At 59.3% G+C, this 16,012-nt stretch carries 2 protein-coding genes; both read left to right on the top strand.

Going from position 1 to position 16,012, the window contains the following annotated elements; genetic code table 11:
* Positions 1 to 85: 85 nt before the first annotated feature.
* Positions 86 to 11,653, top strand: coding sequence for a PKD domain-containing protein (locus DRW39_RS12855; RefSeq protein WP_116107459.1), 11,568 nt, complete (start codon positions 86 to 88; stop codon positions 11,651 to 11,653).
* Positions 11,654 to 11,942: 289 nt separating this feature from the next.
* A complete protein-coding gene (locus tag DRW39_RS12860) occupies positions 11,943 to 15,200 on the top strand; it encodes a T9SS type A sorting domain-containing protein (protein ID WP_198664875.1) in 3,258 nt (1,085 codons plus the stop codon).
* Positions 15,201 to 16,012: the final 812 nt, after the last annotated feature.

The following is a 16,012-nucleotide window of genomic DNA, read 5'->3' on the forward strand; positions in this document are numbered from 1 at the left end:
GCGAATCCACTATACTGTATTCGTCCGGTAGCCCATTGCTGATCTTTTCATTGTCTGGCAACCCCAGCGCGACACTTGACAACACATGAAATCTTTTTATTTGACGGCCATTGGTCTGGCCGTACTCTTCCATTCGGTCTCCCTTTTCGCAAGCGGCCCCACCGGGCCCGTTCTCTCCTTCGACCGGGCCAGTATCACCCTGGAATACGACGGGCGGTCATCCGCGCCCGTAGCCGTGGTGGGCCTGACGACCAGTGACGGGAGCACCCCGGTGATCACCCTTTCGGACGATCCACACGCCGGGAACTGGCTGATCTATCCATCGCTGGCCTCCCCGGGGCAGTTTACGGTGGCGGTGCGGTCCGGCCTGCCGGTGGGTACCTACCAGACTAATCTCATAGCTACCGCGCCGGACTATGATGCGGCGGAGATTTCCATCTCCCTCCACGTAACCGGTGAAGGGGCGCAACAGCCGCGCGTGATCGCTGCGTATCCGCCAACGGGCAGCCGGGGCGTGCCGACTTCCATTTCCCTGTCGGCCAATGACCTGTATTTACCGAACCCCGTGGACGGGATCTACGGCGTGGCGAACGAGAGTATTGACCCGGCTACCGTCTACTTGACCAAATTGCCGTCTGGCGCAACCGTGCCCGCCACCGTCAACGGAACGGGTGGTGGCGATGCGATCAACCTGACGCCGCTCCTTCCCCTGGAAGCCAATACGACTTACCGTTTTACCATTGCCGGGGTAACCGACTTGTCCGGTAGCCCCTTCGAGGTATACCAATCGACCTTTACGACGGGAACCGGTGGCGGCGACTCGGGGGGGAATCTCGGGCAGGTAGCCTTCCGTTCAGCGGGTGCCGTGACTTCCGGACAGCAGTATACCTCCCTGACGATCGGCCCAGACGGCAAACTTTATGGTTTGTCCATTACCGGTACCATCGACCGGTGGGACATAGCGGAAGACGGTTCGCTGGCCGGCCGTCAAACCCTTACCGTGCTGCCCGACACCTATGGCGTGCGCTCGGCAATCGGATTCACCTTCGCCCCGTCGGCAACCGCCGATAACCTGGTCGCCTACGTCACCCACTGCTCCGGCACCCTCAATAACGCACCGGCCTGGGACGGCAAACTGAGCCGGCTAAGCGGTCCTGACCTGGAGAATGAAGCCCTGGTGATCACGAATCTGCCCCGCTCGCGCCGGGATCACCTCACGAACAGCATCGCCTTCCGCCCCGGCGAAGATCGCGTCCTCTACTTCCTCCAGGGAAGCAACACCGCCGGCGGAGCGCCGGATAATGCCTGGGGAAATCGCCTGGAACGCCTGCTTTCGGCCTCCGCCTTACGGCTCGACCTGGACAAACTCCCCGAATCGGCGTGGCCACTGAACGCCAAGACCACCATGAACGCGGCGGCCATCAATGCCGTGGATACCTATAGCCCCACCCTGGGCCCGGGCACCGGCACCTACACCGAAAACGGACAGGTGTACCCCGACGATGGTACGTACAATCCGTACTTCACGGAAGCGCCCCTCACCCTCTTCGCTACCGGCATACGGAACGCCTACGACCTCGTCTGGCACTCCAACGGTCAACTCTACGTACCCACCAACGGCACCGCCGCGGGCAGCAACTCCCCGGCTTCCATCGATGGAACGCGCCGACCAGATGGCAGCCTCTACTCCGGGACCGGTTACCCGCCCGTCCCGGGAGCGCTCGCTAACAATACCCAGCGGGACTGGTTGTTTCGCATCGACCCCGGTCAGGCAGCCGGCTATTACGGCCATCCCAATCCCCTCCGGGGCGAGTTCGTTCTAAACCGCGGCTCGGTCGACGTCTCGACCTACCCCGCCGGGGTTATCGCCGATCCGAATTACCGGGGGGCGGCCTACGATTTCGCCTACAATAAATCGCCTAACGGCGTGATCGAATACCGGAGCAATGCCGAAAACGGCAACCTACAGGGTGCCCTGCTGGTCTGCCGCTACAGCGGGGGCAGCGACCTTATCGCCCTGATGCCGGACGGCCCGAACGGGGATATCCAAACGATCAAGATCGGCATACCCGGCTTCACGGGCTTCACCGACCCGCTCGACCTGACCGAGGACGTCAACACGGGGAACCTCTACGTATCGGATTTCGGCACCGGAGAGATCGTGTTGCTGAAACCCACCAATCAGGCTACCGCCCAACCCGCCATTACCCTGAGCCGGAAGGACGTCGTAGTGGACGCCACCGTCGGTGAGCAGGTCAAAGTAACACTGTACGTAGCCAACGTCGGGAATGCCCCCCTCCTGAACACCTTCGTCAACCTGCAGGGGCCTGAGGCCGCCGCCTTCGCGATCGAGGCTACGCAGCTCCCCGACGAGTTGCTCCCGAATAGTTCGGCTTCCGTTGAGGTCACTTTCCAACCCGCCACGGCCGGAGTCAAATTCGCCAGCCTCACCCTCGGCGGTAGCAACGGCCAACCGACGACGATCCCGCTCAACGGACTCGGTCGGCGCGGTACCGAAGCAGCCGAACAGCCCTCCCTGCAGGAAATTTTCAACGTCCTCCGTCTTGACGTGGACAGCGGCGATGAGGACCCCACGACCAGTACGTTCGACGTGAGCGGAAATGACTACAACCGCCTGCTCGGCGACGAGCTGGATCTCCAGCAGTTTCAGCGGGCCAGCGACGGCCCCGTGACGGTCGAAGTCCTGGCCGCCTTCGACGCGGAGTCCGTCGACCCCGTCACCGCACTCGGCTGGTACACCGGCGAAGATGCAGCCAACGCCACCGAGGTACTAAGCATCTCGAACGCGCTGAGCGGCAACGGACAGTCGCTGTACCCCACGGTGACGGGCGCCGCCAGCTTCGACCCCGGCCGCGCGGCCTTCGGCCTGTATTCCCGCTGGCCGGTAGCGGCCGACCGCCTGGTATTTGGCGAGCATGCAAGGAACACCTTCGATCCCCTCGTCAGCCGCCACCTGCGCGTGTACCCCTACCCGGGCGAGGAGGATGCCTACATTCTCGCCTTTGAGCGAGAAACGGCCGGCTACGAATACCAGGACCTGGTGGCGGTGGTCCGCAACGTCGAAGCCGCGACGGGTACCACCGTTACGGCCCTACCGAAGGAATTGCTGTTCGAAACGACGGTCGATACCGACGGCAATGCCACTATGACTGCCACCGTGCAGCTGCGCAACGAGGGCACGGCACCCGTGGAAATCAGCAGCAGCGCATTTACCGGCGCATTCGCGGATCAATACCGTATGGACGACCCGGCAGGCATTGTCCTGCTACCCGGGGTGGACCGAAGTTTCGACGTTACGTATGCTCCGGACCGGACGTACGACCGCTTGGGCCACCAGCCCGCTTCCCTGTCCTTTTCATCCACCGGGCTTTCCGAATCGGAGACCACCGTGGCGCTTCACGGCCTGAAGAAGGCTGGATTTGAAGGCGATGCGGAGCCTGCCTTACAGGATGTGTTATTGACCCTGGGCTACGGCGTCGACGTTGGCTGGACCACCCTGGCCAATCACCTCGATCCTTCGCCAATGGGCGAAGAGGTCATCACCCCCTACTTCCAGCTGGCCGGACCGGGTTCGGCCGAACTCATCCCGCTTGCCCGCTACTCCCCGGCCGGCGCGGTTCCTTTCGGCTGGTTTACCGATACGCCGGCCCCCAACCGGCACCAGCTCGCCACGCTTGCCGATGGCCTGGCGAACGCCCAGCGACTTTATCCGCCAACGGAAAGCGGCGGCACCCGATTCAACCCCCGCGATTCGATCTTCGGCGTCTACATCGACCTGCCGGAGCGAGACCGGTCCGATTACTCGACCGATGTCCAAAATGACGGGAACGTGCACCGGACCCGTGTTTATCCCGCCCGAGACCGTTCGGGGCAGCTGTTACCCAACACCTATATCCTTTGCTTCGAGGAAGCGGCCAATGGCGATTACCAGGATAACGTATTCCTGCTGCGCAACGTGAAGCCTGCGGGCGACGGCGCGCAGGTATTAAGCTTTATCGAGAACAGCATGTCGCTGTCGGCCATTCCCGGCCAATTCTCGGCGGCCTTCCACAACCGAATCAATGCCAGTGGCCCCCGGAGTGATCCGTCCATCACCCTAAGCTCGGATCGGCCGTGGATCGTCCTCCCTCAGGATGCCTTGGGCGGTGTAGACCTCCCCTTCGGCGTGGATGCCTTCGATCTGGAGGCCGGCAACTACAGCGCCACGGTCACCGCCACCTCCCCGGGGTACCTACCGACGACCGTAGCCATAGCCGTGGAAGTGAGCCGGGAAAAGATCTACACCCTCAGGGTGAACTTCCAGGACGATAACTTCGACCCTCCAGCCGACTACGTGGCGGATATCGGGGAGGCGTTCGGCCTCCGCCCCGGAGGGCACCAATACGGATGGATCGACCCCGTTAGTCGGCAACCTGCCGAAAATCTGGACAACGCGGAGGGCAAGTCCCGCGGCGTTCTAGTCTCCAGCCCGGACGTAGTCAAGCTGGTCTACTCCTTCAATGTGCTGGACAACGTGAAGCTGGAAACACCTCACCCCCGTCACTGGGAGGTCGCCGTACCCAATGGAAGCTACCGCGTGGCGGTAGGTATCGGCGATGTCAAGCTCCGGAACAGCCGCCATACCCTCCGCGTCGAGGGGGTCACGCTAGTCGACGACTTCATCCCCGAACCCGACAATATGGTAACCTCCGCCACCGGTGTCGTGACCGTCAAAGACGGTAAACTTACCGTGGACGACATCGGCGTTGCGCCCTGGGGAAATACCAAGATCAGCTATCTGCGTATCGAGCAGGTCAGCGGTCCGACCATCGCACCGGATGTACGCGCTTCCATTACCGGCCCGATGGACACCGAGGGCCATTATCGGGGCTCGGCGATCGTGTCCCTCTCGGCTACCGACCGTTCCGGCGGATCGGAAGTTATCTCCCTCCGGTACAGCCTTGACGGAGCTCCCTTCACTGCCTACGAGCGGGCACTTTCCCTGGCGCATACCGGTTCATCGTCGTTTGAAGCCCATTCCCTCAAGGTCCGGGCAGTGGATGCCCGCGGCAACGTCGGTGAACTGGATACAATGCTTACGGTGGCAGCCGCCAGTGGTGCCCTCCTACGCATCGAAAACATGAGCAAGCTGCGCACGACCGACTTATCCGTCCCGGGCGACCATCTCTTCTCGTTCCAACGCATAAAGGAGCCCGACATCATCAATGGCCAGCCTACCCGTGCACACGACCGTATCAAGGTGCGCATGCACAACGAGGGTACGGCACCGCTTACCGTTTACGGGTTTGAACTCGGCGATACGGCCCGCTTCGCCGTAGAAGGTTTCGATCCGGCGAACGGTCCGATCACGGTGCCCCCCGGAACCTATACGGATGTCACCGGCGTGTTCAAGGCCGTCGAGCCAAAGGGCGTAGGGAAGATCGTTTTCTACGATACTTTACGCATCCTATCGAATGCCGATAATGCCGGTGAGGTGCGGCCCGAGTTCCGGGGAGGATACATGCAGTACACGGAAGGAGGCAACGAGCTGTCGAACCAGAGCGTCTTCGAAACCCTCGGCTTCGGCACCGAGGTTGGTCGCGATGAAAACCGCAAACTGATTGTCCGGCCGAGTTCCGATCGCCCATCCGACGAGCGGGTAGACGCCGGCTACGAAGGCGATCTCATCCTGTCCGGCTACTTCGAACAGGCCGACCGGAGCCAGGAGGTGCGCATGATCCACCTCGGGGCCTTTCACGGATTTAGCGGTTCCCGCATGGAGCTACGCAACAGTTCCAACCAGGTGGTCTCCGGCATGTCCTACAACCACGGTAACTATTACTACAATAGTCTCCTTCCCCGTACCACCAACTTCAGCGATGAAATAGCGGGCGACCGGACAAGCACCATCAACGGGTCCTTCCAAATTTACATCGAAGGATACCGTTCGACCGGCCATGGCTACCAAAATTCCATAATGGGTATTCGGGTGTATAAAGCCAAGGATGCCGCGGGCAATGTAATACCCAACGCCTATATCGCTATCCAGGACTACGTCGGAAGTGGCTGCGACCAGGGGGGCGGAAACTGTGATTGGCAGGACAACATCGCCTACATCACCAACATTCGGCCGGTTGCCAAACCCAGCGCGGGAGAGATTGCCGACCGGCAGGTCGATGCGGGCACCGCGGATCGGTACGTCTTAGGTGAGGTCTTCGACCGAGGTTATCCGGGCAACCGGCTTTCATTCACCGGGCGCCTTTCGGATGGATCTCCGCTTCCCGAATGGATCACCGTCGACCCCCGTACCGGAACGGTCAGTAGTCTGCCGCCCTATCAGGTGGCCGGCCGGTCATACGATCTCCGGATCACGGCGACGGACTACAACCTGGTGACGGCAACGGCAGGATTTCAACTTCGCATCACGGCCGATACCGGGCCCTGTGAAATAAACGCCAACGTGGATGGCCGGCAGAAAGTGATTTACTGTGCTGGGGCCTCTGTGGAATTACGCGGCTTTACCGGCAGCGGAATCTACCGCTGGACGGGACCCAACGGCTACACCTCCTCCCAACGGAATCCCAAGGTCACGGAGCCGGGCACCTATACGTTACGTTCGGGTACGCTGGCAAACGGAGACTGCGGCCGCGCGTCCACCGTCGTGGTCACGGAGGACTTCAGTCAAAGCCCTGCCCTGACGATCTCGGCCAGCAGCCCCTACCTCAGTTGCACGGTCGGCACAGTGGTGCTTACTGCGGAGAGCGCGGCAGCAAACGCCACCTTCGCCTGGACGTCGAACGGCCGGACGATCGGAACGGGGGCTACGCTCTCGGTTAGCAAGCCGGGTAGGTATGATCTTTCGGCCAGCACCGGCGACGGTTGCAGTACCGAAACCTCGATTACCGTAACGGAAGACTTTACGCCACCGAGTGCGGGCGTCGGGGGCACCGTTACGCTGTGCGAAGGAGCGGGTACGGTGAGCCTGTACGAGCAACTGGCAAGCCTGGGTGGTGAGCCCCAACCCGGCGGCCAATGGACGTTCTTCGATCGGCCGGTTACGGATGCCTTTGATACCGCCACCGGATTCCGGGGCACGTATAGGTACACCGTCGGTGGCCGGGTCGGATGCGCCGCATCGTCCGCCGAGCTAGTCGTGCGGGTTATTGCATCCACGCGCTTCTACCGGGATGCCGATGGAGATGGCTTCGGTGATTCCGCCGTCGCCGTGGACGACTGCTCCGCTCCCGGAGGCTACGTCAGCAACGCGTCCGACTGCAATGACGCGAATCCGAACGTCCACCCCGGGGCCGCGGAGATTTGTGATGGAACGGATAACAACTGCGACGGAGCGGTGGATGAAGGCGCTGCGTGCGTAGCCAGCGGACCCGCCGTCCGCATCAATGCGGGTGGTCCGGCTACCTATCACGACGGCATTTTATTCAGCGCGGACCAGCACTACTACGACGGAAACGCGTACACCAATTCGCGGGTAGACCTGCCCACCATTTACCAAAGCGAACGCACCAGTGGTGATCCTTTCTACGTCCGCTATTATTTCCCGCTGGAACGCGGCGAGTACCTGGTACGCCTTCACTTTGCCGAAATTTACTGGGGCGCACCCGGCGGGGGCAGCGGTGGAGACGGCAAGCGGATATTCGACGTCGTGGCGGAGAACACCAAACTCATGGATGACTACGATATACACCGCGAGGTAGGTTCGTCTACGGCGGTGGTCAAGGAGTTTCGCGTCACCAATAACGACAACTATTTTTTCATATACTTCGACGGGCGTCGCTCCGAAGGCGGCGTTGACCAGCCAAAAATTTCGGCTTTAGAAGTCATCAGTATGGATGCCGCCGGTCCGAACGCCAGTCCCGTTGCCCGGGCCACGGCTACCCCCTCCGTGGGTACCGCTCCCCAGGCGGTTAGCCTGGACGGATCGTTATCTACGGACTCCGACGGCAGCATCGTCTCCTACCAGTGGAACTGGACCGGCGGTAGCGCCTCGGGTCCGAGTACCATGGTGACCCTGGAAGATGGCACCTACGAGGTGACCCTCACCGTGACCGATAACGACGGGGCACGGGACGCCGCTACGGTGCAAGTAGAAATAGGAACGGAGATCGAGGATGCCGACGGAGACGGAATTGCCGACGAAGAGGACAACTGTCCCACCCGCTATAATCCCGAGCAAAACGTGCTGACCTTTTACGCGGATGCGGACGGTGATGGCTACGGCGATCCGGCAAACAGCCTGCAAAGCTGCTTCCCTCCGGATGGTTACGTCACGAATAACGCGGATAATTGTCCGGACTATCCCAGTGACAACCTCACCGATACGGACGGCGACGGGTGGGGAGACGCCTGCGACGACGACGATGACAACGACGGCGTCCGCGACACGGACGACTGCGCGCCGCTGGATCGCGAAGTTTCCGCCCCCCGCTTGTTCTACGCCGACCGGGACGGCGACGGTTACGGCGATCCGGCGGAAGCCACCCTAGCCTGTGTGCAGCCCGCCGGCTTCGTGACAAACGGATCGGATAATTGCCCCGCTACCGCCAACCCGGGGCAGGAGGATTCGGATGCTGATGGCATTGGCGACAGTTGTACCGGCGCACCTTCCACTACAGCATACTGGCTGGAAGCCGAATGCGGGACGGTCGGAAGCGTCTGGACGATACGATACGACGATCAAGCCTCCGAAACGGGCTACGTGGACGCACGCGGGAATAACGACCTGCAGAACGCCCCGGCGGACGTGCCGGCTAACCAAGTTCGGCTGTCTATACCGAACGGCCTGGCCGGCACCTACCACCTCTTTGCCCGGATCAGCGCAGCGGACCCCAGCAGCGACAGCTACTACTTCCGGATCAACGGAGGGAACTGGAATCCTTGGTACCGGAGCATCATCGCGGACGGCACTTTCCACTGGAATCGCCACCGGAATCAAATCGAATTGACGGACGGAATCAATACGATCGATTTTGCCTGGCGCGAGGGCGATGCCCGGCTGGACAAGGTTTACATCAGCAAGGAGATATCCCTCCCGGACGGTCTCGGCAAGCCCGCCACGAATTGCGGGAGCACCATCAATCAGGCCCCGGTGGCCCGGGCTGCCGCCTCTCCTACCGAAGGCGTAGCTCCCCTCGACGTGAGGCTTGACGGAACCGCATCGAGCGATGACGCCGGAATCGTACGGTATGTGTGGACGTGGAACGACGGAGGCTTCGCTACCGGATCGACGGTAGACGTATCCTTCCCCACCGGCTTCTACGATGTGACCCTCACGGTCATCGATGCGGAGGGAGCGGCTGACTCCGAAAGCCTGCGGATAAATGCCTACGACCCGAACGCGGACTCGGACGGCGACGGCGTTCCGGATCTCGCAGACAACTGCCCCACCTTGGCTAACCCCGATCAGCTGCTGCCGATCTTTTACGCGGATGTCGACGGTGATGGCTGGGGAGACGCAAACGACACCATCCGCAGCTGTTCGCCTCCACCCGGTTACGCGGACCGCGCCGGAGACCTTTGCCCAACGGTAGCCGAGTCTGTCCAGCATGACTTCGACGGAGACGGCCTCGGGGATGCCTGTGATCCGGATGACGACAACGACGGCGTACCGGATGAGCTGGACTGCGGACCGCAAGACGACGCCATAGGCGCAAAATATCGCTACTACCGCGACGAAGATGGTGACGGATTCGGCAATCCCGGCAATTCCCTCCTGGCCTGCACCCTCCCCGAGGGTTACGTTACCAACGGCACGGATAATTGTCCCTACCTGGCCAACCCCGATCAACTCGATTCGGATGGAAACGGGACGGGCGATGCCTGCGAGGGCATAGTAAATACCCGAAACCGGTACTGGCTGGAAGCCGAATGCGCCTTGGTGGGTTCGAGCTGGTCCATTCAAACGGATGAGCTGGCCAGCGAGCGGGCATACGTCCACGCTCCGGGAAAGTATTCCATGTCCTCCCCTCCAGCGGATGTCGAGGCAAACTATCTCCGGTTCGTGGTTGACCAGGCGGAGGCCGGCTCGTATTACCTGTTCGGACGAATTGCCGCCGACGATTCCGACAACGACAGCTATTGGATACGCGTCAATAATGGCGACTGGGTCCGTTGGTACCGCGGGATAACTAAGGACGGACAGTTCCACTGGAACCAACTACCAGGGACTACCAACCTGACGGCCGGGGTGAATGTGCTTGACATTGCCTTTAGGGAGGGCGGGGCGCGCCTGGACAAATTGCACCTGAGTACGGAAAATCCCCTTCCCACGGGTGAGGGCCAAGCGGCTGACAACTGCGGAGCTCCGGCCGCGATCCCCCCGGTCGCCGCGGTAGCCGAGTCCTCCATCAATGGTGCAGCCCCCTTAAGCGTGCTACTGAATGGAACCCCCTCTTACGATCCGGACGGCACCGTTGAATCGTATGCCTGGTCGTGGGGGGAAAACAGCATGAATGGCGATTCCATCCGGGTCGACTTTCCGGCCGGGACCTGGACCGTAACGCTGACCGTGACCGACAACGACGGACAATTCGATCGAACGACCGTTGAAATCGAAGTTTTGGATCCCGAGCTGGATACCGACGGCGACTCGGTTCCCGACCTCACGGACAACTGCCCGGAGATTTACAATCCCGACCAGGCACTGACAACGTACTACGCCGATGAGGACGGGGACGGACTGGGTGATCCGGAGCAATTCCTGACCGCCTGCTCCCAACCCGCCGGCTTCGTCAATAATGATCTGGATAACTGTCCAACCGTCGCCAGTTCCGATACCGGCGACGCAGACGGGGACGGAATCGGAGATCCCTGTGACACCTTCGAGGGCGAGTCCATCGACCTGGCATGGGAGGCCGTCTGTGCCGACCTGGGCGCGAAGTGGGAAATACGCACCAGCACTGAAGCGGTGAGCGGCTCCTTCATCCGATTTTCCGGGAACCATCGCACGGGCGTGCCTACCGGGGAGGAGCCGGACCAGCAGGCCAATTTCGCAATTGAAATTCCCGAAGACGGCACTTACTACGTCTTCTTCCGGCTCAACGCGCCCAGTAGCAGTAAGAACTCATTCTGGGTACGGGTAGACGAAGGCCCCTGGATGAAGTTTTGGAAGAAGGAAAACGGTGATCAAATCCTGACCGACGGATTCGAGTGGACACGGTTAACGGACGATACCGCACCGGTTTCCTTTGATTTTGCCGCCGGAAGTCACGTGCTCACCGTAGCAAACCGGGAAGCCGGCACGGAATTGGATCGTATTCAGCTATCTACCAACCACGCGCTACCCGACGGACAGGGTGTCGCGGCCGATTGTGACCGCTCCGTAGCGGCCCGATTTGGAATGACCATTGAGGAACAGGCGTTACTACCGAAAACGGATTTCGCTCATGAGTTGCTTCTCTATCCCAACCCGGTAAGCGACCGGCTGTACGTTGCCGTTCGAAGCCCTTTTCTGGGCCGCGTCACGCTACGAACGTATGACTTCGGGGGTAAAGTAGTGGACGAACGGACGGAAGACAAGTCCGGCACTAACCTGGAAACCTTCATCGATACGCACCATCTGCCAAGCGGTACTTACCGAACGGTAATGATCACCGGCGATCGAACGACCGTGCGGACGTTCATTAAAGTGCGGTAGGCAGTTATTTATTCCGGCTAGTCGAACGGGGCTACGCACGCGGTGTGTAGCCCCGTTTTTGTGTAGCTTCCCCACGCCCGGAGCAGCCATGAACGCGCTTCGGGCTGAGCAAATTTGTCTCATTTAAAGATTTTATGCGATCTTTAGCGCCTCCGATTCCACTAACAACCTTGCACGACGTGTGGGATCGAGACCTTTCCAAAATGTAAACATGCTTTTCTTTCATCCGTTCCTGCCCACCTGGGCAGGTGGCGGAAGTATTCGCTTTTTTTATTTAAACCAACCGCATATGTTAAGTAATGTTACCCGCTACGGCCGAGGCTATCCGGCCCTGCTGCTGCTTTTGTTTACGCTTACGGCCTTTTGGTCCGCCCCCCTATCCGCCGCCGCCCCCGCCAAGGGACCTATAGTACGGATTGAAAACATGAATAAAATTCCCGGTACCGACCGAGGATTTCCGGCCGATGACTATTTTACCTTCAATAAGATCGACCGAAACACCAACAGCCGCGGCATCAAGCTAAAGGCCACCGATACGCACCAGATGCGTATCCACAACGATGGCGATCAGACGCTTGTCATCACCAAACTCACGAGCAGCTACCCCGACGACTTCGCCGTCACCGGCGTGAAAATTCCAAAGGGCGGCCTGAAGATCGCTCCGGGGAAATACGTCACGGCCACCGTTAAATTTGTCACCGACCGGGGACGAGGCAAGCGCGTGATCACCCAAGAGCTCGAGATGAAGAGCAATGCCGCCAATGCCAAGCAGGTCAAAGTGACCTTCAGCGGCATTTATATGACGCGTCCGGAAGGAGCCTGGGAAGTGGACGCCCAGCAGATCTTCGACGCCTACGGCTTCTCCACGATGATGGGTAAAGACGGAAAAGGCGAGGTGATTACCCGCCCAAGCTCTGATTTCCCCACCGCGGCACGGGTCAATGCCGGAAAAGAAGGCGACCTCATTATTGCCGATTATTTCGAACAGGCGGACCCCAACAAACCGGTCCACATGCTTCAACTCGCCGCCTTCCACGGTCCCGGTGGCGCGCGGACGCAACTCCTCGCCCTGGGAAATAAGGTGGTTGCCGACATGGATTATGACCACGGCGGCCACTGGCACCAGAGTGTCTTTCCACGGGAATCCAACACCTCGGACAAAATTGCAGGGGCCAGCGCCAGACGCATCCAGGACCCTTTCAAAATCTCGATCAATAACTACAAGACCACCGGCGGCACCGGAAACGGAAGCCTGAAGGATAAGATCCTGGGCGTTCGCGTCTATCAGGCCATCGACCACCGGGGCCGGATCATTCCCAACGAATACATCCTCCTCATGGACTACATCGGGTCCGGTTGTGGCGAAGGTTCGCACAATTGTGACTGGAACGATAACGTCGCGTACCTCATCAACGCTCGGCCGGTGAGTAAGCCGACCGCCAAAGACCTGGCCGACCAGAAGGTAAACCCGGGCAAGAAGATCGATATTAAAGTGAACGGCGCTTTCAACCAGGGCTACCCCGGCAACGAACTGACTTACGCCGCAACGCTGGTCGGTGGCGGCAAGCTACCGAGCTGGATGGAACTCGACAAAAGCGGTAAGCTAAAAGTCGACGCCCCCAAGAATGCCGGCGGAAATAGCTACCGCATTCGCGTCACGGCCACCGATTTGAACCGGGTTTCGGCATCGTCCAATTTCACGCTGACGGTCGGAAACGCTTCCAATAGCTGCGAGGTCAATGCAAATGCGGACGGAAGCGAAAAACTATTGGACTGCGACGAAGACGACGGCGTCAAACTCGACGGATACTCATCGACCGGCAAATACGAGTGGACCGGCCCGGGTAAGTTCAAGAGCAATAAGCGAAATCCAACCGTATACAAGGAAGGAACCTACACCCTCACCGGTGGTAAAGGCTGTGGAGCAACGAGTACGGTACGCGTATCGGTCGATCCGGACTGCGAAGATGAAGAAGAACCGGAAGTGAACGCTTCTCCCCTTGCAAAAGCGAGGGCCAGCGCAACTTCCGGCGTGGCTCCGCTACGGGTGACCTTCGACGGTAACGGATCTTCGGACTCGGACGGTAAAATCGTCAGCTACGAATGGCGCTGGCAGGGTGGAAAAGCCAGTGGTAAAAGCAATACCCTTACCCTCGGCGCCGGTCGCTACGACGTAACCCTTACCGTACGGGATGACGATGGCGCCACGGACACGGATAAAGTGGTCGTTAACGTACAGCCCAAACCGGTGGACCCTCCCACCGACGGCCAGGAAATCACTTACTGGCTGGAAGCGGAGTGTGCCACCATTGGTGCGAAATGGTCGGTCGGCAGTGCCGGTGACGCCTCTAACGGCAGCTTCGTAGTCGTCAAAAATGGCAATGCCTACCGCTCGGCACCTGCGGATCGCGCCGCTAACCAGCTGAGTTTCACCTTCCAAGCCTCGCAGAAAGGAGCCTACCGACTATTCTCCCGCGTGCTGGCGCCCAATGGACAGGATGACTCCTTCTACTTCCGCGTGAACGGCGGAGCCTGGAAAACCTGGGATCGAGGCCTCCGGACCGGCAAGAGCTTTGCGTGGCGGTCCTTTGATGATGAACGGGTCAGTCTTAAGTCCGGCACCAATACCATCGATTTCGCTTTTCGGGAGGATGGAACCAAACTGGATAAACTGTACCTGACCTCCGGTAAAACGCAGCCCAAAGGCATGGGTAAAGCCGTGGATAATTGCCAACCGCTGGCCGATGACGGAACCGACGAATGGCTCGAAGCCGAATGCGGAAACGTTAGTGCGGGTTGGACGATTGAGACCGCCAACGGAGCATCGAACGGCCGCTATTTGGTCTTTAAGGGCCGACGCTCCCTTCAGGCACCGCGTGGCGGAGAGACCGGCCGGACGGTAACCTACGACATCGACGTAACCACACTGGGCGAATACCACCTGTTCGTTCGGATGAACGCGCCCTCGTACGGCGACAATTCCATGTTCGTGCGGGTAGATAACGGCCGCTGGGTAAAAATGTGGAAGAAGCTCGGAGGCGGTAAACTGGAAACGCGCGGCTTTCAATGGCGCAAAGTGAACGATGACGAAAAAGACGTCACCTTCCGCCTGAGCCCCGGTAAGCACACCATTACGCTGGCCAATCGGGAGTCGGGAACCAAGATCGACAAGTTCAATCTTTCCCTATCCGCGGAACCACCCGTAAGCGAAGGGGCCACTGCCGGCAACTGTAGTTCGGCTAAAGCACGCACCGCCGCCAATCTGGACAATCGACTGCTGGATGGCCCAACCAACACTCAGACGGTAGAGCTCTATCCTAATCCGGCCACGAGTGAAGTCAACGTGACCTACACGGACGATTACGAAGGAGACGTAGATGTAATGGTCTTCGACCTAAATGGAAGAATGGTCAAGCGTAGCCAATTGGTCAAATCGCCCGGCACACTAAATGCTCGCCTGGAAGTCAGCGACCTTCCGGCTGGTATGTACCAGATTCGTATTCTTACCGCGGGCCGGCCCGTCGTGCGGCCTTTTGTTAAGCAGTAACCCGCTGTTGCATCGCATCCACAGTCTACGTTGAACCGGGCTGTATGCGAACATGCTGACTAAACCTTAGTAGGCGAACCCACCCGGGTTCGCCTACTTCCGTTCTAGGCCCCACTTGGAGGTATCGACCGGGTCCATATGCACCTTGTCGCTTCGGGCGGGACGTCCATTGCGCTTCTCCTCCTGAAATTAAATTAGAAGCCTACTGCGAACGTGAACTCGCCCGAAATCACCAACCCTGGTGACGATTGCAAGCAGGCTGACATTGCGAAAACGGCAAAAACCCGCTTCAGCTACGCATTGAATATTTGACATGCTTAACTTCCAATAATTCAAGGAGTTAAACCGCTAACAATTGACCGGAATGGCCTGACACCTTAGCCTATCGACCAAATGAATGGAAGAAATAGGCACATCCAAGCGGTTGAAACATCCTGACGTAAGGAATCCGCCACATTAGCGTAGTGATTTTGGAAAGCTCTTCTTTCCCCTCGCTTTGACACCCACACCTACCCATACATACCGCACCGATAGACATCGGTAAACCGCTTACCGGATCGCTCCGGCTGGAAGGCGTATGTATTATGTTGATTTAGGAAGCTTACACGTTGACTTGCATTTCTCCATTAACCGATGATCTTTTTTCCTATCCCGGGTAATTATCCGGTATTGAAAAAAGCCAGCTAAACTTCATTACCTGCAGGCAGGTAACCAGTCGTTTAATGCCCTGACAGTGGGGATTTTACATTTATTATACCAAGCGAATTACTACAATTTTACGCACGTTTACTATCAGTTATAATAGTCACAAG

This window comes from Lewinella sp. IMCC34191 (genome assembly GCF_003390935.1).
Classification (GTDB): domain Bacteria; phylum Bacteroidota; class Bacteroidia; order Chitinophagales; family Saprospiraceae; genus Neolewinella.

What these genes read in the sequence shown, in the direction of transcription:
- DRW39_RS12855 (WP_116107459.1), top strand. Translation starts at nt 86, where the DNA reads ATGAAATCTTTTTATTTGACGGCCATTGGTCTGGCCGTACTCTTCCAT.
- DRW39_RS12860 (WP_198664875.1), top strand. Translation starts at nt 11,943, where the DNA reads ATGTTAAGTAATGTTACCCGCTACGGCCGAGGCTATCCGGCCCTGCTG.